Source organism: Kitasatospora sp. NPDC042419 (assembly GCF_056437345.1).
The window spans coordinates 166,518-190,140 of the sequence record NZ_JBWKAW010000013.1; the positions used below are offsets into that span (position 1 = coordinate 166,518).

16 protein-coding genes and 1 pseudogene are annotated in these 23,623 nt (G+C 71.6%); 6 read left to right on the forward strand and 11 right to left on the reverse strand.

All coding sequences use genetic code 11. The annotated features are described in order from the left end of the window. Positions 1-179 precede the first annotated feature (179 nt). A complete protein-coding gene (locus AC067J_RS24135; RefSeq protein ID WP_478302391.1) occupies positions 180-1,898 on the reverse strand; it encodes an amidohydrolase in 1,719 nt (572 codons plus the stop codon). Positions 1,899-2,089: 191 nt separating this feature from the next. Next, a complete protein-coding gene (locus tag AC067J_RS24140) occupies positions 2,090-3,826 on the reverse strand; it encodes an amidase (protein ID WP_478302393.1) in 1,737 nt (578 codons plus the stop codon). 150 nt (positions 3,827-3,976) lie between these two features. On the opposite strand from AC067J_RS24140, the gene AC067J_RS24145 reads away from it, so the two are divergent. After that, positions 3,977-4,699 (forward strand): TetR/AcrR family transcriptional regulator, encoded by a 723-nt coding sequence (locus tag AC067J_RS24145; protein WP_478302395.1) that lies wholly within the window; start codon positions 3,977-3,979, stop codon positions 4,697-4,699. 242 nt (positions 4,700-4,941) lie between these two features. Continuing rightward, entirely contained in the window at positions 4,942-5,835 is an 894-nt protein-coding gene (locus tag AC067J_RS24150) for an isocitrate lyase/PEP mutase family protein (RefSeq protein WP_478302397.1), read from the forward strand. 431 nt (positions 5,836-6,266) lie between these two features. Here the strand turns inward: AC067J_RS24150 and AC067J_RS24155 are convergent, their stop codons facing one another. The 3 genes from AC067J_RS24155 to AC067J_RS24165 form a co-directional block, all read right to left on the reverse strand. Beyond that, positions 6,267-6,662, reverse strand: a complete 396-nt coding sequence (locus AC067J_RS24155) for a hypothetical protein (protein ID WP_478302399.1) — start codon at positions 6,660-6,662, stop codon at positions 6,267-6,269. Between the two features lie 27 nt (positions 6,663-6,689). After that, entirely contained in the window at positions 6,690-11,360 is a 4,671-nt protein-coding gene (locus AC067J_RS24160; protein WP_478302401.1) for a hypothetical protein, read from the reverse strand. 371 nt (positions 11,361-11,731) lie between these two features. Continuing rightward, positions 11,732-12,076, reverse strand: a complete 345-nt coding sequence (locus tag AC067J_RS24165; RefSeq protein WP_478302403.1) for a hypothetical protein — start codon at positions 12,074-12,076, stop codon at positions 11,732-11,734. A gap of 116 nt (positions 12,077-12,192) precedes the next feature. On the opposite strand from AC067J_RS24165, the gene AC067J_RS24170 reads away from it, so the two are divergent. Then, the gene (locus tag AC067J_RS24170) at positions 12,193-13,599 is read left to right on the forward strand and encodes a pyridoxal phosphate-dependent decarboxylase family protein (RefSeq protein WP_478302405.1); all 1,407 of its coding nucleotides are present in this window, start codon (positions 12,193-12,195) and stop codon (positions 13,597-13,599) included. A gap of 344 nt (positions 13,600-13,943) precedes the next feature. On the opposite strand, the gene AC067J_RS24175 is transcribed toward AC067J_RS24170, so the two are convergent. Continuing rightward, complete coding sequence (locus tag AC067J_RS24175) at positions 13,944-14,588, reverse strand: dihydrofolate reductase family protein (RefSeq protein ID WP_478302406.1); 645 nt, start codon at positions 14,586-14,588, stop codon at positions 13,944-13,946. 482 nt (positions 14,589-15,070) lie between these two features. Here AC067J_RS24175 and AC067J_RS24180 point away from each other — a divergent pair, with 482 nt between their 5' ends. The 3 genes from AC067J_RS24180 to AC067J_RS24190 all read left to right on the forward strand — a co-directional run bounded on the left by AC067J_RS24180 (position 15,071) and on the right by AC067J_RS24190 (position 18,359). Next, positions 15,071-15,811 carry a class I SAM-dependent methyltransferase gene (locus AC067J_RS24180; protein WP_478302408.1) on the forward strand — a complete coding sequence of 247 codons (741 nt, stop codon included), beginning with the start codon at positions 15,071-15,073 and terminating at the stop codon, positions 15,809-15,811. Positions 15,812-16,142: 331 nt separating this feature from the next. After that, on the forward strand, positions 16,143-16,760 hold the full coding sequence (thpR, locus tag AC067J_RS24185; RefSeq protein WP_478302410.1) for an RNA 2',3'-cyclic phosphodiesterase: 618 nt from the start codon (positions 16,143-16,145) through the stop codon (positions 16,758-16,760). A 261-nt stretch (positions 16,761-17,021) separates the two neighbouring features. Continuing rightward, the gene (locus AC067J_RS24190) at positions 17,022-18,359 is read left to right on the forward strand and encodes a metallopeptidase domain-containing protein (protein WP_478302411.1); all 1,338 of its coding nucleotides are present in this window, start codon (positions 17,022-17,024) and stop codon (positions 18,357-18,359) included. Between the two features lie 156 nt (positions 18,360-18,515). On the opposite strand, the pseudogene AC067J_RS24195 reads toward AC067J_RS24190, so the two are convergent. The 5 genes and pseudogenes from AC067J_RS24195 to AC067J_RS24215 form a co-directional block, all read right to left on the reverse strand. Further along, positions 18,516-19,088 (reverse strand): annotated as a pseudogene (locus tag AC067J_RS24195) (transposase); the annotation flags it as partial. 90 nt (positions 19,089-19,178) lie between these two features. Continuing rightward, entirely contained in the window at positions 19,179-19,556 is a 378-nt protein-coding gene (locus AC067J_RS24200; RefSeq protein WP_478302412.1) for a nuclear transport factor 2 family protein, read from the reverse strand. Between the two features lie 363 nt (positions 19,557-19,919). Further along, positions 19,920-20,444: a P-loop nucleotide/nucleoside kinase family protein gene (locus AC067J_RS24205; RefSeq protein WP_478302414.1), complete on the reverse strand. Its 525-nt coding sequence runs from the start codon at positions 20,442-20,444 to the stop codon at positions 19,920-19,922. A 352-nt stretch (positions 20,445-20,796) separates the two neighbouring features. Next, positions 20,797-21,519 carry a dienelactone hydrolase family protein gene (locus AC067J_RS24210; RefSeq protein ID WP_478302416.1) on the reverse strand — a complete coding sequence of 241 codons (723 nt, stop codon included), beginning with the start codon at positions 21,517-21,519 and terminating at the stop codon, positions 20,797-20,799. A 478-nt stretch (positions 21,520-21,997) separates the two neighbouring features. Continuing rightward, positions 21,998-23,422, reverse strand: a complete 1,425-nt coding sequence (locus tag AC067J_RS24215) for an MFS transporter (protein WP_478302418.1) — start codon at positions 23,420-23,422, stop codon at positions 21,998-22,000. Positions 23,423-23,623: the final 201 nt, after the last annotated feature.

Below are 23,623 nucleotides of genomic sequence, written 5' to 3' on the forward strand. Positions count from 1 at the left end.
GACCACCGGCCGGTAGACGTTCGGTCAACGCCAGTCGCGCGGCGTCGGGGCGGGTCCGGGGCGGGGGTGGCTCGGCGTGGAAATCGGGTGCGGGAGTCGTCACGGGAGGCCGGGCGGCTGGGACGGTGAACGCCCGGCGGCCGGGGCCGCCGGGCGTGGTGGGCCGGGGTGCCGCCGGTTCAGCAGGAGCAGCCCCACTGCGGGGTGGGTGCGGTCGACGGGGTCCCGGAGACCCGTCCGGCCGGAAGGGGAGGGTGCACGGTGGTGCCGGCCTTGATGGTCTCGGTCACCTTGATGTCGCGGATCTCCTCCGGGTCGATCGTCAGCGGGTTCGCGCTGAGGATCACCAGGTCGGCGAGTTTGCCGACCTCGATGCTGCCCTTGCGGCTCTCCTCGCCGTACTGGTGGGCGGCGTTGACGGTGATCGCGCGGACCGCGTCCAGGGCGGACACCTGCTGGTGGGGGCCGAGGACGGTGCCGCTGCGGGTGCGCCGGGTCACCTGGCTGGACAGCACGGCGATCGAGTTCGGCAGCGCCACCGGGGCGTCGTGGTGCGAGGTGTAGCGGATGCCCCGGTCGAGGGCCCAGCGGGCGGGGGAGATGTTCACCGCCCGGTCCTCGCCGAGGACCGTCTCGCGGTACCAGTCGCCCCAGTAGTAGGTGTGCATCGAGAAGAAGGACGGCGTGATCCCCAGCCGGGCGAACGCCTCGACCTGGTCCTGGCTGGCCAGCTGCGCGTGGATCGCCACGGTCGGCCGCCGGCCCGGCCCGGCCTCCTTGACGGCCTGCAGGAACTGGTCGATCGCCGCGTCGCCGTTGACGTGCGCCAGCACCTGCCACCCCCGCTCGACCGCCGTGCCGACCTGCTTGGCCACGACCGCGTCGTCCGGCACGGCCGGGTACCCGCAGTAGTCGGACCCTTTCCCGTCCGGCGGCGTCAGGTACGGGCGGGTGAGCCACGCGGTGCGCCCCTGCGGTGAGCCGTCCAGGACCAGCTTCACCCCGGCCGCGCGGACGCCGTTCACGTACTCGTCGCTCACCCCGATCGGGTCGTCCGATCCGGAGGGGGTCACCTCGTCGGCCTTCACGTACGCGACCACGTCGACCGGCAGCGGCACGGCGGCGGCCGTGTCGCGCAGCGCCTTGAGGTTGGCGAGGGTGGTGCCGCCCTCCTGGACGGTGGTGAAGCCGAAGGCCGCCGCCGCGGCCGCGCCGGTGACGAACAGGGCGTTCAGCTCGCGTTCCGGCAGCCCGGCGAGGGCCAGGTCCGAGGCCGGGGTGAACGCCTTCTCCTCCAGCACGCCGTCGGGCTCGCCGTGCGAGGGCGGGACCGCGAGCTCGCGCCGCCGGATCACCCCGCCCTGGGGGTCCGGTGTGGCGGCGGAGTAGCGGAGCCACCGCAGGCCGGCGCTGTTCACCGCACCGAGGTGGAACGACTGGTGGATGGCCAGCACCGGGCGGTCCGTCGACACCTCGTCGAGGTCGTCGCGGGTGGGGTGCCGGCCTTCGGTGAGCATCGCGTCGTCGTACCCGAACCCGATGATCCACTCGGAGTCCGCTCCCACCGGGCTCGTGGCCCAGGCGCGGAGCTTCTCCTTCAGCGAGTCGAGGTCGGTGACGTCGCCGTCGGGGGCGGCCAGAAGGTTGGCGATGACGGCCTGCAGGCCGATGCCGCCGAGATGCCCGTGCGCGTCGATGAACCCGGGCAGCAGGGCGCGACCTTCGAGGTCACGCACGACGGTGTGCGGGCCGCTCCAGTGGTCCAGCGCCTCCTGACGGCCGCCGACGAAGACGATCACGCCGTCCTTGACGGCCACCGCCTCCGGCGGGGCGCCGCCGCCCTCTTCGAGGGTGACGATCTCGCCGCCGTGGAGGATCAGGTCGGTCTGCTCGGCCATGTGGGTCTCCCGTTCGCTAGGGGTACGAAGCCGGGCCCGAGCTTAGAAGCGGCGTGGTCAGACTTCTCGGGAACGGCCAAGCTTCACCGGGACGGGTCACAGGGCGTCAAGGCGGCACGCGGACAGGGACCGGAGGACCTTCCCCGGTCTTCCGGCCCCTGTCCGCTGTTCAGGCCGGCGGCGCCGTCACGTCACTCCGCAGGCAGCCGCGGCGTGCGCGGGGGCGCCGTCCGCCGGCTGCCGGTCGCCTCGAAGGCCGCGGCGAGGGTCAGCAGCGCGTTGTCGTCGTAGGCGCGGCCCGCGAAGGTCAGTCCGACGGGCATGCCGGTGTCCGTCATGGTGCCCATGGGCACGGTGACCGTCGGGATGCCGAGGTGGCGGGGCACCAGGTTGCCGTTCGCGACCCAGACGCCGTTGCGCCAGCCGAGGTCGGCGGAGGCCTCGGAGACGTCCATGTCCGAGGGCCCCACGTCGGCGACGGCGGGGAACACCACCGCGTCCAGGCGCAGGCCGTCCATCCACTGCTCCAGGTCGAGCCGGCGGGTCTCCTCAAGCCCGCGCAGCCCCTCTTCGAGGTGCGGCATGTCGGTGAAGGACGCGTACGGGCGCTCGCGCACGAGGCGCGGGTAGTCCTCGATCGTGTCGTCGAAGCCGGTGTAGCGGTCGGGGAGTTCGCCCTGCTGCTTGGGCCAGATGTCGGCGGCGTCGACCTCGGCCAGGGTGGAGAGCGCGGGGTCGCCGTTGGCGCGCAGGAAGTCGTCCCACGCCCAGGCGGACAGGTCCTCGATCTCGACGGTGAGGTAGTCGCGGCCGACCAGGCCGCGGGTGGACAGCGTGGGCGCGCCGGGGCGGTCGGACTCGTAGTTCGACACGACGGGGAAGTCGACCTCGACCACCTCGGCGCCGGCCGCCTCCAGGTCGCGGCGTGCGGCTTCCCACAGGGCGATCACCGAGGGGCGCGTGTCGATCCGCCGGCCGGTCGGGCCGCCGATGCCTCCGTCGGGGTTCGTTCCGGCGTCGGGGTCGGCGTTGATGTACATCGCGGGTACGCCGACGCGCTTGCCGGCGAGCGCGGCGCGTGCCGTCCGGGCGTCCGCGGGTGCGAGTGCCGGGTACGAGGCGGGGCGCACCTGCGAGGGTGAGGGCAGTGGCACCCACGGCTGTGCGCGCCACAGGTCGCCGCGCGTCTGCGGGTCGTCGGCCACGACGACGTCGAGCAGTTCGAGCAGGTCGGCCATGGTGCGGGTGTGGGGGACCACGACGTCCATGGTCGGTACGAGTGGCCAGTTGCCGCGGACCGAGATCACGCCGCGGCTGGGCGTGTAGGCGCACAGGGCGTTGTTCGACGCGGGTGCCCGGCCCGACGACCAGGTCTCCTCGCCGAGGCCGAACGCGCCGAACGACGCCGCCGTCGCGGTGCCCGAGCCGTTGGAGGAGCCGGAGCCGTAGGCGCTGGTGAGCCAGTCGGCGCTGTACGGGCTCTCCGCGCGGCCGTACACGCCGCGCTGCATGCCGCCGTTCGCCATCGGCGGCATGTTGGTGAGGCCGATGAGGACGGCTCCGCCCGCGCGCAGCCGCTCGACGGCGAAGGCGTCGTGCTGGGCGACGAGGTGTTCGAACGCGGGCGAGCCGGCCGCGGCCGTCAGTCCCTTCGCGAGGTAGCTGTCCTTCGCGGTGTACGGGATGCCGTCCAGCGGGCCGAGCGTCTCGCCGCGTGCGCGGCGGGCGTCGGAGGCCTCCGCTTCGGCGCGGGCGTCCGGGTTCATCACGACCATCGCGTTGAGGGCGGTGGCGGTACCGGGCCGGTCGTACGCCTCGATCCGCGCGAGGTAGGCGTCGAGCAGCCCGACCGCGGTGGTCTCGCCCTTCTCCAGCGCCGCGCGCAGGTCGGCGATACAGGTCTCCACAACGTCGAATCCGCGCGTCATGCGGGTGCCTCCTGGGTGGTGGGGGGTCGGACAGGCGAACCGCCGGGCGTCGGGCCGACCGCGCGCACGCGGCCGTCGTGCTCTCGGTCGCACTGACTAGATTTTCAGTCTAGACTACGGATCTAGATCCCCAGAACCTAGGGTGAGACCATGCCGACGCCACAGACCGGACCCGAGCGGCCGCAGCACCACCTCTCACCGGAAGGCGCGCCGGGGCCCGCCACGGACACCGAGGCGGGCGCCGCCCCCCGGCCTGAACGGAGCCCGGTCGACCGGAAGCGTCAACCCAGCGGCGACGAGGCGCGGGGACGGGCGATGCGGGCCGCCATCAGCGCCATCGCCGAGAAGGGCACCGCGGCCGTGCGGATGTCGGACATCGCCGCACGGGCCGGCATGAGCACCGGGCACATCCTCTACCACTTCGGCAAGAAGGACCGCCTCCTGCTCGAAGTCCTCGCATGGAGCGAAGCGGATCTCGGGAGCCGGTTCCAGCAGGCCGCGGACGGGACGGCGTCCCCCGCCGAGAAGCTGGAGCTGTTCGTCCGCTTCTACCTGCCCCGCCACCAGGGCGACGAACGCTACGCCCTGTGGACGCAGGTGCTGGCCCAGCGTCACGACGACGCCGGCCGGCAGCTCCTCACTGCACTGTCCGACGTCTGGGAGGAGCGTCTGGAAGCCATCGTTCTGGAGGGCCGGGCCCTGGGACGGTTCGCCGACGTGGACCTCCCCGAGTTCGTCATCAGGGCGGTGGCCATGCTCAACGGGCTCTCCGCCGACGTGATGTTCGGGCGGCAGCGCTGGCAGGACGCCTCCGCGCACACGTTCGCCCTGTCCGCCCTGGAACGCGAGCTGAGTCCGACCGGCCAGGCATGACGACGCGCCCCGGTGCCGTTCGCCGGTCCGCCGCGAACGCGCTCCCGGTGACGGCGGCCTGACGGTCGTCCCTGTCGTCCCTGTCAGTCGCGTCGCCCCGGTCGTCCCGGTCACCCGGGTCACCCGGGTTGCCCTGGTCGCCCTGGTCATCCTGGTCGTCACAGGAACCGGGGCCCCGCCGGGCGGACCGGCTGGTGGCGGGGCCGGTCGGGCCTTCCGGGCCGCCGGAGCGCCGTGGTGGAATGCCCCCCGTGACAACGTTGCTCGACAAGGCCCGGCTCTTCCGCTCGCTCCACGTACCGGGCCGCCCCGTCGTCCTGCCCAACGCGTGGGACGCCGCGTCCGCCCGCGTGGTGGCCGCCGAGGGCGCGCGAGCGGTCGCCACGACGAGCGCGGGAGTGGCCTGGTCCCTCGGCTACGGCGACGGCGGACACCTCGACCGCGACCACGCCCTCGCCGCCCTCGCCCGCATCACCGCCGCCGTGGCCGTACCCGTCACCGCCGACATCGAACGCGGCTACGCCACCGACCCCGCCGGAGTCGCACAGACCGTACGCGGCGTCCTGGCCGCCGGCGCCGTCGGCATCAACCTGGAGGACACGCTGCGCCCGATCCGCGAGCAGGCCGAGCGGATCGCCGCCGCCCGTGCGGCGGCCGACGAGGCGGGCGTCCCACTGTTCGTCAACGCCCGCATCGACACCCACCGCCTCTCCCAGGCCGACCGCTCGGCCTGGCTCGACGAGACCCTCGCCCGGGCCCGCGCCTACGCGCAGGCCGGAGCCGACGGGATCTTCGTCCTCGGGGTGCTGGACCTTCCGGCGGTGCAGGCGCTGGTGCGGGCCGCGCCGCTGCCGGTGAACGTCCTGGCCGACCACCGCACGCCCGCCGTCCCCGAACTCGCCGCCGCCGGAGTGGCCCGGGTCAGCGCCGGATCCTCGATCGCCGAAGCCGCCTACGGCCTGGCCGGCCGGGCCGCCCGTGAACTGCTCGGCCCGGGCACCGCCACCGCGGTGGCGCAGGGCATCTCCTGGGCCGACCTCAACTCTCTGCTCCTCGCCGAACCCGAGCCCGAGCCCGCACCCCACCCCGGCTCCGGGACAGCACCCACCTCTGATGCCGAGGCCACCGGGCGCTGACACCCGCTCACACCCGCCCGCGACCGCTCACACCCGCCCGCCGGTGGCGCAGGTACGCCGTCCAGGTCGGGGACGAGTCGGCTCCGGGCGAGATGTTCGGCCAGGTTGGCGGCGAGGCTCTCGTCGATCGCCCGGGCCCGCCGCTCCAGCCCCGGCACCCCACGCCCGTCCGCGAACATCCGTCCTCCGTCGCCGCTCGGACCGTCCCCGGGTCATGTCCCGAATCCGGCGGCCCGCCTGTAGGCGCGTGCCGGGCGTGATGAGGTGCGCCGTCCCGTTCCTGCGCGCCGGATCGCGCGATGGTGCGCGCGCGAAGTCCACCGGGCCGAGCTCCTACCCGGGGCGGGGTGGGGCGGGGCAGCAGGGCCCGACGGCGGGCCGGGGAACCCGCTCGCGGACGCCCCGGCCGGCGGGAGAGAGGAAAGCGATCTCTAGGGTCCGAAAGCCGCGGCGGCCGCTATGGCCTGCGTCAACGCAGTCTGGTACTTGATCGGGTCAAGCTGTACCAGCCGCTCGTAGACCCGGACCCGCCGTTGCATCACTCCTGCCCCGGACGCCACGTCTCCCAGCTTCTTGTCGACCTGGGCCAGGTTCTGCAGGGCGCCGGGCAGCAGTGGCCAGTACTCGTTCGGTGCGGAGTCGGCGAGGTGGTCGTAGTCGACGGGTGCCGTGGAGTCGGCCGGGCGCAGGCCGGCCAGGGTCTCGTACTCGCGGACGCCTTGTTCCGCGAGTGGCAAGGCGGCGGCGCCGACCGGCTCGGACCCGAAGTTCCAGATGAGTCGGAACAGGGCCTCGGCCAGCTGTGGGCGGAACTTGACCGGGTCCACGGTGGTCAGTCGTTCGTAGACCCGGATCTACTTGATCTTCCACGCTGCTGCGCCGGGGCGGTCCTCAGCCGTCCAGGCCGCCGTGGCCATGTTCTGCAGGGCGCCGGTGAGCAGGGGCCACTCCCAGTACTGGTTCGGTGTGAAGTCGGCGAGGTGGTCGTAGTCGACGGGTGCTGTGGAGTCGGCCGGGCGCAGGCCGGCCAGGGTCTCGTACTCGCGGACGCCTTGTTCCGCGAGTGGCAAGGCGGCGGCGCCGACCGGTCCGGACCCGAAGGCCCAGAACAGTCGGAACAAGGCCTCGGCCATCAGCGGGCGGAACTTCACCGGATCCACCACGGTCAGTCGCTCGTAGACGCGGATCTGCTTGATCTTCCACGCTGCTGCGCCGGGGCGGTCCTCAGCCGTCCAGGCCGCCGTGGCCATGTTCTGCAGGGCGCCGGCCAGGAACGGCCAGCTCCAGTACAGGTTCGGTGTGAAGTCGGCGAGGTGGTCGTAGTCGACGGGCGCTGTGGAGTCGGCCGGGCGCAGGCCGGCCAGGGTCTCGTACTCGCGGATGCCCTGTTCCGCGAGTGGCAAGGCGGCGGCGCCGACCGGCCCGGACCCGAAGTTCCAGAACAGCCGGAACAGGGCCTCGGCCAGCTGCGGGCGGAACTTGACCGGGTCCACGGTGGTCAGTCGCTCGTAGACCCGCACCCGCCGTTGCATCACTCCTGCCCCGAACGCGACGTCTCCGAGCTCCTTGTGGACCTGGGCCAGGTTCTGCAGAGCGCCGGGCAGCAGTGGCCAGTACTCGTTCGGTGCGGAGTCGGCGAGGTGGTCGTAGTCGACGGGCGCTGTGGAGTCGGCCGGACGGAGGCCGGCCAGGGTCTCGTACTCGCGGACGCCCTGTTCCGCGAGTGGCAACGCGGAGGCCCCGAGCGGCCCGGAGCCGAAAGTCGAGAACAGTCGGAACAGGGCCTCGGCCAGCTGCGGGCGGAACTTCACGGGGTCCACGGTGGTCAGTCGTTCGTAGACCCGGATCTGTTTGATCTTCCACGCTGCTGCGGCGGGGCGGTCCTCGGGTACCCGGCGCGCCGTGGCCATGTTCTGCAGGGCGCCGGTGAGCAGGGGCCACTCCCAGTACTGGTTCGGTGTGAGGTCGGCGAGTTGGTCGTAGTCGACGGGTGCCGTCGAGTCGGCCGGACGGAGGCCGGCCAGGGTCTCGTACTCGCGGACGCCTTGTTCCGCGAGTGGCAGCGCGGCGGGCCCGACCGGCCCGGACCCGAAGTTCCAGAACAGCCGGAACAGGGCCTCGGCCAGCTGCGGGCGGAACTTGACCGGGTCCACCGGGGTCAGCCGCTCGTAGACCCGGATCACCTGGACGAGGACCTTGCACTGGCTGACCGTGTCTCGGAGTTCACCGTAGGCGGTTGCCAGCTCCTTGAGTGACTTCAGGAGCGCGGACCAATTCTCGTTCGGCGTGGCGCCGGCGAGTTGCTCGTAGTCCACCTCGGTGGTCGATCCGTGCAGTCGGATGCCGGCCTGTTCCTCGGCACCGGTGAGGGAACGCACACCGAGTGACAGCGAGGCCGGTCCGTGCACGTCGGAATGGTAGAAGACCTCGTGGATCTGCTGGTCGTCGGCGACGTAGGCGATGTGCTGGACGTTCTCCGGGTACGTGTACCAGCTGGTGGGGCTCGTACCCGCGGCCGCCTTCGGCCAAGAGGGGCCAGGAGGGGAGTACTCCCACCCGCCTCGGCCACCGACCCAGTGGAAGACCTCGTGGATCTGCTGGTCCTCGGCGACGTAGGCGATGTGCTGGACGTTCTCCGGATACGAGTACCAGCTGGTGGGGCTCGTACCCGCGGCGACCTTCGGCCGCCCGGCACTCGGGGCGTTGTACCCGTCCCACACCTGTGTGCCACCACCGACCCGCCAGAAGACCTCGTGGATCCGGAAGTCCTCGCCTACGTAGGCGATGTGTTCCACGTTTTCGGGGGTGGTGTACCAGCTGGTCGGACTGGTGCCCGCGGCGACCTTCGGCCGACCGGCGCCCGGTGTGTTGTGCTCCCAGTGAGGGTCGACGAAGCGGGGGATCCAGAACACCTCGTGGATTTGTTGGTCTTCGCCGACGTAGGCGATGTGTTGGACGTTTTCGGGGGTGGTGTACCAGCTGGTGGGGCTGGTGCCTGTGGCGACTTTTGGTTGTCCGGCACTGGGTGTGTTGTGTTCCCAGTGTGGGTCGGTGGCGCCGATGTGCCAGAAGACTTCGTGGATTTGTTGGTCTTCGCCGACGTAGGCGATGTGTTGGACGTTTTCGGGGGTGGTGTACCAGCTGGTGGGGCTGGTGCCTGTGGCGACTTTTGGTTGTCCGGCGCTCGGTGTGTTGTGTTCCCAGTGTGGGTCGGTGGCGCCGATGTGCCAGAAGACTTCGTGGATTTGTTGGTCTTCGCCGACGTAGGCGATGTGTTGGACGTTTTCGGGGGTGGTGTACCAGCTGGTCGGGCTGGTGCCTGCGGCGACCTTCGGCCGACCGGCGCCGGGTGTACTCTCCAGCCATCTGCCGGCCGGCAGGCCGAGCGTGGCGGGCACGCGTTGTGGGCCGTGCCATCGAAGGTTCCCGTCACGGAAATAGAAGTCGAACCCGCGCTGGTTCTTGGTCCGGGCGACCATCTCCAGGTGATGGGTGTCGTTCGACTCGAAGGTGCTTTCGATGAAGGACAGGTCGTCGTACACCAGGGGCCCCGGGATACGGGTACCGCCGCTCCATTTTTGATCGACGGCGTGGCCGGGTCCCCCGTTGGTGCCGCCGTCGTGATGGAAATGAACGGCGCCACCCAATTTGCTGGGAGCGATGAGCTCCAGGCCTCCGAAGTGTCCGAGGAACGGCGCCGTCACCAGTGGACGGTATCCGTAGTCGCCTTCCAGGAGGCCGGGCTGGCCCGTGAACTCTCCGTCGAGGGCCGGGAAGGGGCTGACTCCTTCCAGGGAGGGCCCGTCGAAAACACCTTGCTGGCCGACGAAATCGGCAAAGTTGAACTTGTGAAGTTTCAGCCTGCCGGCATAGGTGATCTCCGCAATGATGCTCGGCACTCCGTCGGACACCCCAGGGCCCTCATCCTTGTACGCCGTCTCCATGAACGTCGCACCGGCAGGCTGTCGGACCAGTTTCGCGATGGCGAGCCCGACGACCGGCCTGTCGCCGTGGCCCTGTACCGCCTTCCAATGTATGGCCTCCCCCTCATCGCTCGCCGGGTTGATCCGGAAGTAGAGGGTGAAGCCGGACTCCAGGTTCGGTGCCACCGCGACGAAAATATTGCGCCCGTGCTCTTCGAAGTCGATACCTGTGACATCTTCCTGCAGAAAATAGGCCCCGCTGTAGTACATGCTGGGCCCGCAGGCACCGTTGCCCCGCTGAATCACCGGGATGTCGAACGGACCGTGCCACACGGAGCCGGTGTTGTCCCGCCAAAAATGATCGACGCGACCGTCCGATCGTGACGCGATCACCTCCAGGTTGCCCGTCCGGTTCTCGGGGTCCACCCGGAAGTCGGATTCGAGCACCGTGGCACCCGCGTATTCTCCGGCCCCGAACCGAGCCGGGCCGTGCCACTGCAACGCGTGGCCGAAGGACTTCTCGGCTCCGAAGGTTCCGCCTCGGTCGTTGGAGGTCATGAAGCCCAGTTGAGCGTCGTCCCTCCGCCACGCGAGAACGAGACTCCCGTCGACGGCTGCAAGGGACGGTGCGAAAACACTCTTCACGCCCGCCGATGCCTTCTGCAGCCCCTCGATGCCGAACCCTCCGGCCGTGGTGCCGATCAAGGTGACTCGGGCGACCTTGACAGGGCCGCCGAGGCCGGCGCTCTGCAGCTTCTTCCACGCCACGAAAAGGCCGCTGGAGCTCGAAGCAATCGATACGAATTCGTCGGCATCCTCGGCAAAGCTCTGCTTTCCTTCGAAAGCGGCGCCGTCGGTCGAGAACATGAGGTTCAGGTCTGTGTTGCCGGCCCCCCTCCAGGCCACGAAGAGCCTACCCTTGTGCGATGCGAGGGATGGTGCCTGAGGTGACGTTTCACCTATGAGGTGCCACTCTTCAGTGCCTTCTATTCCGAAATTCCCGGCAGTGCTTCCGAAAAGGACCACCTTGGCCAGGTTCAGTTCCTGGTTCCCAGAGCCTTTCCATGCCAGGAAGAGGCGATTCGAGTGGGACGCCAGAGCCGGGGAGGCGTCGCTCCGGTCCTCCAGGGTCTTCTTGCCCTGAAAAGTCCTGCCGTTGTCGCTCGAAAACATCAGGTTGAGCTTCTTGTTGCCGACGCCTTTCCAGGCAAGAAACAGTCTGCCGTGGTGAGAAGCCAGGGCCGGCGTCTCGTCACTGAAATCGTTGTCCAGGGTCACCTTGTTTTCGAGGCCCACTACGCTGTATCCGTTGTCAGGATCGCCGGCCAAGGCCAAACGGGCGACGTTGATGCCTTCGTTGCCCGAACCGATCCAGGCGGCGAATACGTCACCTTCGTGGGTGGCCATGGCAATTGCCCCGTCGGTGGCCTCGATGGTGTCGCTGCGCCAGAAGTTCGCCAGCCCGCCGTCGGGCCAGGGAATGACGACCTCGAACGGCCGCGTGACTCCCCATCGATGCTGAATCAGGAACCCGCCCGCCGGGGAGAACACCGGCTCCTCAGGCCAATCAAAGTCACCGTTGCCACTCATGTGCTTCGCCACCTGCCAAGCCCGGCCCCGAGTCTTTCGCCACTACGCGTCCGAGGCGGACCCAGGTGCGTCAGGTTCCACCAGCGTCAAGTGGGCATCTCTGTACGGTTCATGCCCCGATGGCCGATGTTTCGATTCTCCTGCGGTAGCCAGGGTCGTGCATCTTGTGCCGACCGATGGCGAGCGTGATGGTCGACCGGCAGGGCTTCGACGGGGGCTGCCGCGTCCCGGCACGGAGCAGGGCACTGCCGGGGCGGCGAGACGCGAGACCCCGATTTGCACTGAGGCCGCGGCGGTTCCCGGATCAGATCCCGCAGCGGTGGACGTGCTCAGGAAGGACGTCGCCGCGGCTTCCTCGTCCCAGAAGCAGCGAACCCAGCGCGTCACTGATCCACCGTGTCGAAGGGTTCGTCGTGCCAGCGCCAGCCGGCCGTGCCGTCGTCGTGGATGTGCAGCATGAACTCGGCGACGGGATTCCCGTCGGGGAACGTCATGGTGAGCGCACTGCGGATCCGGGAGTAGCACTTGTCGACCTGCTCCCAGTCCTCTTCGTCGACGGCCCGCTCCTGCTCCGCGAACAGCGGACGGAACTCGTCGAAGCCGGGAAGCGTCTCGACGTCGGCGTGCATCCAGGGCCAATCGGCGCCGGTCACCGTCAGTCGGGCAACCTCATGGTCGCCGTGGCGGAGCCGCCAGACACTGCCGGTGGCCACATTCGGGTTGCTCATGTCCCCATGATGGCGGTCACCGCTGACATCGACGCCGACACTCAGGTCGGTGATCGCCACCGGCGTCGGGCGCCACCGGCGTCGGGCCCGGCCGGGCCCGAGCCTAGGCTGTCGGCATGCATCCTCGACTCGGTGAAGACCTCGCCCGCCTGCCCGAACTCCTCGACGCGGTAAGCGATCGCGCCGCGCACGCGCTCGCCGGAATCGCGGACCGTCCCGTGGCGCGGGCCGGTGGCCGGGCGGCAGGCGCCCCCGGTCCCGGGCTGCCACTCCCCGCGGACGGCAGCGGTACCGACGGCGCCTTGAAGCTGTTCGCGGAGCGGTGGGAGCCGGGGTTCAGCGGCAGCGCCGGCCCGCGCTACCTCGGCTTCGTCACAGGCGGGGCGACCCCGGCGGCCCTCGCCGGCGACTGGCTGACGGCCACCTTCGACCAGAACGTCAGCAACCGCACCGGCTCGGCCGCGGCGGACCTGGAGCAGGAGACGGTCGGCTGGCTGCGCGACCTCTTCGGGCTGAGCGAGGCCCACACGGGAGTCTTCGTCAGCGGCGCGACGATGTCGAACCTCGTCGGCCTCGCCGTCGCCCGTGAATGGGTGGGCGAGCGGCGCGGCGTCAGCGTCACCCAGGACGGCCTCGCCGCCCTCGGGCCGGTCGACGTCCTGTCGGGCGCGGCGCATTCGAGCATCGGGAAGGCGCTGTCCGTGCTCGGGCTCGGCCGGGGCGCACTGCGACAGGTGCGGACGCTGGAGGGCCGGGAGGCGGTCGACGTGGCCGCGCTCGCCGAGGAGCTGGCGGCGTTGGACGGGCGTCCGGCCGTGGTCGTGGCCAACGCGGGCACGGTCAACACCGTCGACTTCGACGATCTGCAAGCGATCGCCGCGCTGCGCGAGCAGTACCCCTTCTGGCTGCACGTCGACGCGGCGTTCGGCGCCTTCGCGGCGCTCTCGCCGACCCGCGCGCACCTCGTGGCCGGTCTGGACGCGGCCGACTCGGTCTGCGTCGACCTCCACAAGTGGCTGAACGTCCCGTACGACGCCGCCGTGCAGTTCACCCGCCGCCGGGACCTGCAGGTGGCCGCCTTCCACAACGCCTCGCCCTACCTCGGCGCCCCGACCGGCAACCCGGACCCCGTGCACCTGGCCCCGGAGAACTCCAGGCGGCTGCGGGCCCTGCCGGCGTGGTTCGCGCTCACCGCCTACGGCCGTGCGGGGCACCGGGAGGTGGTGGAGCGCAACTGCACCGAGGCGGCCCGGCTGGGTACGGCCCTCGCAGCGGATCCGGCTTTCCGACTGCTGGCGCCGGTACGCCTCAACGTCGTCTGCTTCACCCTCGCCGGGCGGCCCGCGCAGGAGGACGTCGACGCACTGCTGCGCCGCGTCGCGGCATCCGGCGAGGCGTTCCTGACACCGACGGTGCTCGACGGGGTACCCGCCGTCCGCGCGGCCTTCAGCAACTGGCGCACCACCGGTGCGGACACCGACCGCGTCCTCGCGGCGCTGCGCGCGGCGGCCGCCGAGGAGTGACCGGCGGGCCCGGACCGGAGCGGCCGCCCTCCTCCGGACGTCGGCCGGGACATCGCAGGCCGGAGCCCTCCGGCCTGGCCGCCGCCTCGGTCGCACCGGCCGCCCCCGACACGAGCCGCGCCGTGCAGTGCTCCGGGCCGGCGCGGGGCTCCGGTGGCGCTCGACGCCGGCCGGCAGCTGCTGCAATCGGGTGCGTCGCAGCGGCGCGCAGGGGGAACCACGTGACCGCGGACCCGCCGGGGTCGGGCCGGGTGGCGAGCCCGGGCGGTGGGGCCTGGGGGGGCCGGGCGCTGGGCCTCCGGCACGGCGGCGGGGCGGCCAGGGGTGTCTCGCGCGGGCTGGCGTCAGTCGTCGTGCCCGAGACCGCGGTCGGGTGCGCTCATGTCCCCCGTCGCGGGTGTGCCGTCGGCGAGTCCGTAGCGGAGGTAGACGGTGCCGTTCGGACTGGCAGCCGGCGGTTCGAGGAGGGTGACGTTGGTGGGCACCGCGCCGCCGTCGAACACCTTCTTCCCGACGCCGAGGACGATCGGGGGCACCCAGAGGTCGAGGCGGTCGAAGAGCTTCTCGCGCAGGAGGGTCTGGACGAGGTTCAGGCTCCCGACGACCTTCACGTGCTCGTGCCGGTCGCGGATCGCGCGCACCGCGTCGGCCAGGTCCGGGCCGAGCCGCGTGGAGCCGGCCCAGGAGAGGTCGGGCGTGCCGCGGGAGGCCACGTACTTCGGAACCCTGTTGAACAGTTCGGCGATCTCGTTGTCCTCGCCGCCCTCCTGGTGCGGCCAGTAGGCGGCGAAGATGTCGTACGTCCGCCGACCGAGCAGGAGGGCGTCCGTGCCCTCGTAGGCGGCGTCGATCTGCGCCCCGGCGACCTCGTCGAGCAGGGGCGCCTGCCAGCCGCCGAACGGGAACCCGACCGGGTCCTCGTCGGGGCCTCCGGGCGCCTGAGCGACGAGGTCGAGGGTGGTGAACAGCTCGATGTGGATGAGACCCATGCCTTACTCCCGATTCCTCGAAGAGCACCTGCCGACCGATCGTGAAGCGCGCAGCACGGTGCCCTGCTGATGTCACCAGGCCGGGAGGCTGCACCGGCACTCCCGATCACGATAGGTCACCGGCCGCGTTCGAGCCGGGCGGCTGGCCTGTGTCCGGTGCCGGCCTTCACGCTCGGCGACGTCCAGGCGTCCGGGTGTCCGGGCGTCTACGCGTCCGGAGGGCGGCTGTCGGCGAGGGCTGGGGGTCGCGGATCCGGGTGCCGTGCCGCCGTGGCTCTCCGGGCCGAGAGGAGGGCCGGTCGGGCGGTGGCTAGGCGGTGCGGCGTGCCGCCGGAGACGTGGGCCGCTGGTCGCTGGTCTACCGGTGGGGGGTCGAATGCGGGTGAAGGATCGGGCCGCGTGGTTTCCGCCGGTGCGGAGGCCGGTATGGAGGGTGTCGTCACTGCCACGACACCGTCACGACACACGGGAGGGACCTGCCGATGAGTGCTTCGGAGCGCTACGTGCAAGCGTGGGAGGGCTTCTGGGCCGAGAACACGGGTGAGCCGGGCGAGCCGTTCTGGGACGCGGACGCGACGCTGACGGCGGCCCCGCACACCGCGCTGCTCACGGCCCACGCCGACCGTACGCTGCCGATCGTCGACCTCGGCTGCGGCAACGGCACCCAGACCCGCTACCTGGCCGCACACTTCCCGCGCGCGGTGGGCGTGGACCTGTCGGCCTCGGCCGTGGCGCACGCCCGCCGGGCGGACCGCGACGCGGTGGCCGAGTTCGAACAGCTCGACCTCACCGACCTGGCGGGGGTGCGGCGGCTCGGCAACCGGCTCGGCGACGCCAACGTCTACCTGCGGGCCGTGCTCCACCAGAGCGACCCGGCCGACCGGGAGCCCGTCGCGGCCGCCGTCGCCCTGCTGCTCGGTCGGCGCGGCCGGGGCTTCGTGGTCGAGCCGACCGCCGCCGCCAAGGCGGTGCTCCAGCAGGTCGCCGACCGGCCCGGCGGCCCGCCGGAGAAACTCCGGCAGGTCCGCAAGCACCAACTGCGCCCGGCCGAAGTCGCACCGGGGGAGATCCCGGGGCTGCTGCGCGGCGCCGGTCTGGAGATCCTCGACCAGGGCGGGAGCGAGCTCGCGATGAGCGAGCGCCACCCGGACGGTACCCGGGTCGAGCTGCCGGCCCAGTGGTTCGTGGTTGCCGCGACAGAAGGCAACCGGGCGGACAGTTGAGCGTCCGCCGGCAGCGGCCTGCCGCGGCTGTCGTCGGCCGGACGACTCCGAGGACGTGCGCGCGGGGTCCGGGCGAGACGGCCGCGACGCCCCGCCCGTACCGTCGAGACCGCGACCGCCAGGGCAGCCACCGCCGCCGCCGGAGCCACCGCCACCGCCGCCGCCGCCGAGCCCCGGCGCACCGGTCTCGGCGCCGGCGCTGTGCCCCCGGGGCGGCGCGCGGCCGCCGCACCGGAGCAGCGGGGGAATGGTGGCCCTCCGGAGGCCGGGGCGTCGGCCCCGGCGGCACCGGTGAGCGCAGGCGACCTGCCCTCGGATACCCTCCCCCCTCGTGGACGATCACCCCGAGCCCTCGACCCTGCGCGTCTTCGTGGCGCTGGCTCCGCCCGACGACGCCAAGGACGAACTGGCCCGGGCGCTGCAACCCGCCTACGCCATGTACCCGCGGCTGCGGTGGAACCGGATCGAGGACTGGCACATCACCCTGGCCTTCCTCGGTGAGCTGCCCTCCACGGCTGTGCCGCCGCTGCGGTCGGCGCTGGCCGGCGCGGCTGCCTCGCGCCCCGCCCTGGAACTGGGCCTGCGGGGCGGCGGCCACTTCGACCAGCGACTGCTGTGGAGCGGGATCGACGGGGAGCTGGAGGGACTGCACCGGCTCGCCGCCGACGTCCGGGACCTGGTCGGCTCCTGCGGGATCGACTTCAGGGACCGCCCGCTGCGCCCGCATCTGACCCTGGCACGGTCCCGTCGCGACGATCCCACCAGCGTTCCGCAGGCCGCGGCCGGGCTCACCGGGTTCGTGGGCCGGTCGTGGCGGGCCGAGCGTCTCCACCTCGTCGGCAGCAACATCGGCCGCGGCCCCGGGCCGATCCGCTATCGCGACATCGAGGCGTGGCGATTCGGTGCCGCCGACCTCGCGGGAGGCGGCGGCGTTCCGACCGAGCCGTAGCCGGCAGGCGAGCACCCGCGGGGGCGGGTGGTCGTGCGGTGCTCTCGGCGGCTGATGTGCCCGGCCGGTGCGTCGGCGACTGGTGTGCCGGCTGGGAACCGCGGGTCCGGTGCCGTCCGGACGGGTTCGCACACCTGCCCGCATGCGCTCAACTGCCCTTCTACTGACGGAGTTTATTGCTCATCGTTCCGTGGGTACGGGTGCCGTCGCCCGTCCGGGGACAGGCTCCGGAGTACCGGGACGAAGGGGGGAGGATCCCGCATGCGTGGGAATCGAACGAGTCGGATCAGGGCCGGGGGAGCGGCGCTCGTGGCCGCGATCCTGATGGTGCTGTTCGGCCTGCCGCAGGATGCCCGGGCCGTGCCGGTCCGCGGCTACACGGGCTGGTCGATCCTGATGTGCAAGGTCTCGGACAACCCGTCCGAACCGCACAGCGCAGCTTGGCTGCGGAACTTCTTCACCGACTCCGGTGCCGGGACCGCGGGCATGTACGACTACTTCAACAGCATCTCCGGCGGAGCGGTGCAGATCCGCAACTCCAACGCCGCCGGCTGGTACACGATGCCCTACACCCTCGCGCAGGAGCAGGGCCGGGACCGCTGGACCCGCTTCCAGGACTGCGTCAACGCGGCGAAGGCGGGCGGCTACACCGTCCCCGCCGGACACCGCACCGTCGTCGTCACCAACGTCGGCATCGACTGGTGGGGCGCCAACGGCGCGATCTACCTGGACGGCACCGGCCTCGGCTCGGTCTCCGTCGCCCACGAGATGCTGCACGGCTACGGGCTGGGCCACTCCTTCTCCAACGACACCTCCTACCGCAACGCCCCGTGGTCCGCCCCCGGCGAGTACGACGACCCGTGGGACGAGATGAGCGCCGCCAACGTCTACGCCTCGGGCACCGGCAGCACCTACGGCAACACCCAGCCGGTCGGCCTGGTCGGGTACCACCTCGACAAGCTCGGCTGGGTCAACCGGAACCGGGTCGCCGTCGCCCCCGCCGGCTGGAGCAGCCACACCCTCACCTCGTTCCAGAGCGACGACGGCTCCCGCCCGCAGCTGCTGCGGGTGCCGATCGGATCGGACCCGTTCCACTACTACACCGTGGAGTTCACCCGGAAGCTCGGCTACTCGGCGGGCATCCCGAACGACGTGGTGCTGATCCACGAGGTCGTCAACGGCACGCCCTACCTGCAGCGGACCCTGGACGGCGGCGCCCGGCTGCCCGTCACCTCGCTGAACGCCAACGGCGACTCGATCTCGACGTCGATCAGCGGTGCCACCGCGAACGTCACGGTCTACTCGGCCACCTCGGTGGCCGTCTACGGGCCGAACACCTGCGTGGCGGGCTACGTCTGGCGCGACGCCGACCTGCGCGACTACACCTGCGTCACCCCGGCGACCCGCAGCCAGGCCGCCGCCGACAACGCGGCCCGCTACAGCCGTTGGGTCTCCGGGCCCTACGGACCGCACACCTGCGTCGCGGGCTACGTGTGGCGGGAGGCCTGGCCGGGCGACGACGTCTGCACGGTGCCGGCCAACCGCTCCCAGGCGTGGGCCGACAACGCGGCCGCGCCGTCGCGGGTGCTGCGCCCCTGACCGGTGGCTCCTCCCCCGGATCCATCCGGGGGAGGAGCCAGGTGGCAAGCCCGCCGCTCCTCCGGCTCTCCCCTACCGGCTGGCATCCGTCCTCCGTAGGGCAACCTCCAGCCGTCTAGTGCTCTGACCGCGTACGTTCGCCGGGTTGCTTGATTGCGCGGCGAGGACGGGCCTGCCGCCCCAGCGCGGACGCTTCTCGCTGCGGATGCGGGCACGCTCCTTGCGCTGGGCGGCCGGGATGTCGGGACGGCGGGCGTTGGCGTTGCGCCAACGCAGGTAGGCGGGCAGTGCCCGGGTCTTCTTGCCGTTGTGGGCGGACAGGTTGTCCAGGATCACGTAGACCGGGGCACCGTCCGGACGGGTCGTTCGGATCGACCGCAGTGCGGCCAGGGTGTTCGCGGTGCCCTTACGTCGGCGGTTGATGCCCCACAGGGTGTCGTCGCCGACCGAGTAGCAGCCGTGGAGGTAGGTGACGCCATGGGTGCGGTGGTAGGTCGCCGGCAGCCGGCCGGGTCGACCCCGCTCGGCCCAGGCGCTGCCCGCGGTGGGGCGTATGCCGAGCGGGCCGAACTCGTCGAACGCGAGCGTCCGGTCGGGGAAACGCTCCAGGACGTGCTCGATCCGGTCGAGTTTGGCGTCCCGTTCCGGATCGGTGGACTCCTTCCACGTCTTCGTCCGCTGAAAGGCGACGCCTCGTCTGGCGAGCAGGCAGCGCAGGGCCTCACGGCCTGCTCACCCGCCGTGGAGTCACCTTCCAGCGCACCAAGACTCGGCTGGGCAGACCTGGAGCCCCGAACGGCGCCGGTTCAGGAGAAGGACTCAGGAGGCGGACGGCTCGATCTCCCCCGCGAAGACGATGACCTGGTCGATGAGGTTCCGCCGCAGATGGACGACGTCCGTTCCCGACAGGCGGGGGCCTCCATCCGGCGTCGTGAAGATCCACTGGTACCGGGCCCACTCGTCCGGCATGTCCACCGCCGAACAGCGCACCATCGTGCCGGTCCCCGCGGGGTGGCGCCGGATGTCCAGCACGAACCGCTCGACCGCCTCGATCCCCTCGGTGCGGCCCAACGGTCCCCAGAGGACCACGTCCGAGGTTAGGGCCTGGGAGAGCAGCGCAGTTACATAGCTGTCGTCCGAGGCGTTGAACGCCGAGATGAACGTGTCGATCGCGGACTGCGCGGTCTCTTCCTGCATGCACCATTCATACCAGTTGCCTCGCGGACCGCGCTCGTCCCGTGAGCCGTCTCCCGACCACGGTGAACCATCCGGTCACAGCACTAGATACCCGGCTCCCTTCCCTCGGCGCTTGCCCGCTTCTATGCGTCTGACCGGTGGCCGGTGAACGCCCGGAGATCCTGGGCGCCCAGAGCCCAGAGCCCAGAGGCGGGAGCCCAGAGCCCGGAGACGGGACGGCCGGCCTCGGCGGCCACGACCCCCCCAGCGTGAAACTCCAGGGCGATGGCTGAGTCCGTTCGCACCGACGAACACCGGAAGGCCGTTCTCCTTTGCCGCCTGCGCCTGCGCCTGCTACCGCGTGACGGGCGGAGGGCGGAGGGCCTAGCTTTTGACGGCCTCGGCGATCTGCAGCGCGGCCTGGGCGGGCGTGAGGTGCGTGGTGTCGACGACCTCGGCCTCGCTGTGCAGCCATGCGCGGGCCGCCTCGGCGTAGGACTCAAGGTATTTGAGGCGGAACGGAGAGTCAGGGCCGATGACAGTGTCGCCCGCGATGCGCCCGCGGAGGGTGTTCTGGTCGGCGTGGAGGACGAAGTGCCGGACTGGAATGGCATGTCGGGCGAGACCTGTGCTGATCTCGCGCCAGTACTCCTCGACCAGGACAGTCATGGGCATCACCAGAGTGCCGCCGGTGTAGTCGAGGATGCGGCGGGCGGTCTCCACTACGAGCGGCCGCCACGGCGGCCAGTGCTGGAAGTTGGCCGTCGCGGGCAGCCCAGGCGTGATGTCCATGAGTGTCTCGCCGACCTTCTCGGCGTTGAACACCAGTGAATCCGGGATCAGTTGCTGCACGAGTGCGCTGGTCGTCGTCTTGCCTGCGCCGTGGGTTCCGTTGAGCCATACGATCATGGGACCCAAGGCTAGCGCTGTGGCTGCGAAGGTCCGCCGGGTCGTGGCCGGCGGTCGCGTTGCCCGGCCCGGTCGGACGGCCCGGAGGAGTCCGACGCGGAGCCGGGGCAGGACGGCGGCACCTTGGGGGCATGAGCAGGGACACCGCACCTCGGGGCCTGACGTTCCCCGAGGTGCGGTGCTGCGGCCTGCGCCCACACCGATCGCCGGCGCGCCCGCGGGCACCACGGGCCCCTGCCGGGCTGGCCGGGGGCCCGTGGTGTGGGGGCTGCGGAGAGCCGGGACGTGTTCTCGACGAGCGGCGTCCCGGCTGGTGTCAGCTACTGCCTGTTGTCGGCCTGGTGGCCGGGGCTCACTTCAGGTGCCGGTCGTAGAACCGGGCCCCGTCCTCCACCTCGAACCACGGTGTGCCGGTGTGTCCGCCCGTGTTGGCGTGCAGCGTCTTCTCCTTGGTGCCGAAGGCGTCGAACAGGTCCAGGGCCCGCTGCCGGGGATTTCCTTCGTCGTCCCACTGCAGCAGGAACAGCAGTGGGATGGTGACCTGCCGGGCCTCCTCGCGCTGGGCGCGGGGCACGTAACCCCCGGCGAAGAAACCGGCGGCCGCGATGCGCGGCTCGGCGACCGCCAGCCCGATGCCGACGGCGGTCCACCCCGAGTAGCCGACCGGGCCGCCGATCTCGGGCAGCGAGAGGAGGGCGTCCAGGGTGGTCCGCCATTCCGGGACCGCCTTTTCGACCAGCGGGCCGATGAAGGACTCGAAGATCTCGTCGACCGGCTCGCCGGCCTGCACCGCCCGGCGGAGGTCGGCGCGGGCCTGATCGTCGGCGGCGGAACGGGGCCGGTCGCCGCATCCCGGGGCGTCGATGGCGGCGACCGCGTAGCCGCACGCCGCGGTGTGCCGGGCCCTGGCCACCAAGCGGGACGCCCCCCTGGGCAGGCCGTTGTTGTGGGCCATCAGGATCAGCGGGGCCGGTGCGGCGGATTCGGGCGTCCACAGGGTGCCGGGGATCTCGCCGAGGGTGAACTCGCGTTCGAGGATGCCGTCGTCGAGGCGCTGTTCGGAAGTGAAGTGCATGGTCGTGCCTTTCGGGAGGGCTCTTGTGACGGCGCTCCCGGACGACCTATCGCCCGACCGTGACCCCGGAGAGGAGCACCCATGTCGTCATAGCGTTCACGGGTACCACCTCCTCGTTCTCTCGCACGGCCTTCCGGCAAGTTAGCAGTGGTCGCCATGGTCCGCCAAGCGGTTTGTTGCGCAGGACGACCACGGCCGATCCGCGCACATCAGGCTGGGGCTGCTGCCGTACTCCTGCGGGCACGGGCCACGGCCCCTCATCCGCGTGAACCGGTTGACCGGTTGGGGGCGTGGGCATGAGCCGGCTCGCGAGCAGTGCCACAAGGAACGCTTCCGGCCCCTCGCATGGTCGTGAGGGGCCGGAAGCGTTTTCGCCCGTCTGCTCCGGTGGTGGATCTGGCGGTTGGCGGTTGGCGGTTGGCGGCTGGCGGCTGGCGGCAGGTGCCTGGGGGCGTTGTGGGCGAGGGCGGAGGCGGGGCTACTTCTCCGCACCCCGGCGCTGGGCGGCGGTGAGCGCCAGGGCGGCCGCGCAGGCCAGCAGCGCTGCCACGATCACCGCGGTCCAGCCGCGTCGGAAGCCGTCCAGCGCGGCCTGCGGCCCGTGCGGGGTGCCGATCAGGCTGACCGTCAGCGCTACGCCCACCACGGCGCCGATCTGCCGGGCCATCGTGGTGATCGCCGAGCCGGTGGCGAAGCGCGTGGGCGGCAGCGCCGCCGCGGCGGACCCGATGAGGGTGGGCAGGGTCAGCCCCACGCCCAGCCCGGTGAGCAGCATCCCGGGCAGCAGTTCGGTGGCGTAGCCGGGCCGGACCCCGATGGTGGCGGTCCACCAGCCGATGCCTGCGGCGAACAGCAGGGCGCCGAGCGCGGCCGGCCGTCCGGGGCCGAGCCTGCGGACCAGTGCGGCGCTGCCCAGTGCGACCGGAGGCACCAGGAGCGGTCCGGGGGCGATGGCGAGTCCGGTGCGCAGCGCCGAGTACCCCCAGACCTGCTGGCACCACAGGACCGAGGTCAGCAGCATGCCGGCGAAGGCGAGGGTGAACAGCAGCGCCGCGGTGTTGGCGGCGGCGAAGCTGGGCACCCGAAGCAGTGGCAGTTCGACGATGGGGGCGCGGTGGCGCGCCGAGCGGTGCAGGAACCAGCCGGTCAGCAGGGCGCCGGCGAGCAGGCTGCCCAGGACCCGGGGCGAGCCCCAGCCCCAGGCGTCGCCCTTGACCAGGGCCGCGGCGAGGGTGGCGATGGCGGTGGTGAGCAGTCCTGCGCCGAACAGGTCCGGCAGCGGTCCGGTCTCCTTGCCGCGCAGCCTGGGCAGTACGCGGGCCCCCACGGCGATGGCGGCGATGCCGACCGGGACGTTGACGATGAACACCCAGCGCCAGTCGGCCTCGACCAGCAGTCCGCCGAGGACCGGTCCGAGCCCGGCGGCGACCCCGCCGATCGAGGCCCAGGCCCGGACGGCGCCGGGGCGCTCGGCCGGGGGAGTGGCGTCCAGCAGCAGCGCCAGTGAGGTCGGCATCAGCGCGGCCGCGCCCGCCGCCTGGACCACCCGGGCGGCGTCGAGCCAAGCGACGGCCGGGGCGAGTGCGCAGATTACGGAGGCGGTGGTGAAGACGGCCAGTCCGGCGAGGAACACCGTCCGGTGGCCGATGCGGTCCGCCAGTCGTCCGGCGGGGACCAGCAGCGCGGCGAAGACGATGGCGTAGGCGTTCAACACCCAGGACAGGGTGGTCAGGCTGCTGCCGTGGAAGTGCTGCTGCATCGCCGGGAGGGCGACGTTGACGATGAACAGGTCGAGGTTCGAGACGAAGACCGCGGCGGCGACCACCAGGAACGCGGCCCGGCGGTGGGGCCGGTCCAGGTCGGCCGGCGCGACCGCTGGGTTTGATATTCCAACTATGTCCATGGCATGGAACGCTAGTGGTAGTGAGTTTGAATACGCAACCTACGTGGCGGGCCGGTGGAGCGACCTGCACGCCGATGCCCGGCCCACGCCACCCGCTCCGCTGCCACCGCGCCACCGCGCTGCGGAGTTGTGGGAGCTCCGCCCCGACGAGGTGCGGGAGGCCTCGGACTTCTTGAACCGTGTTGCGGGCGACGACCTGGT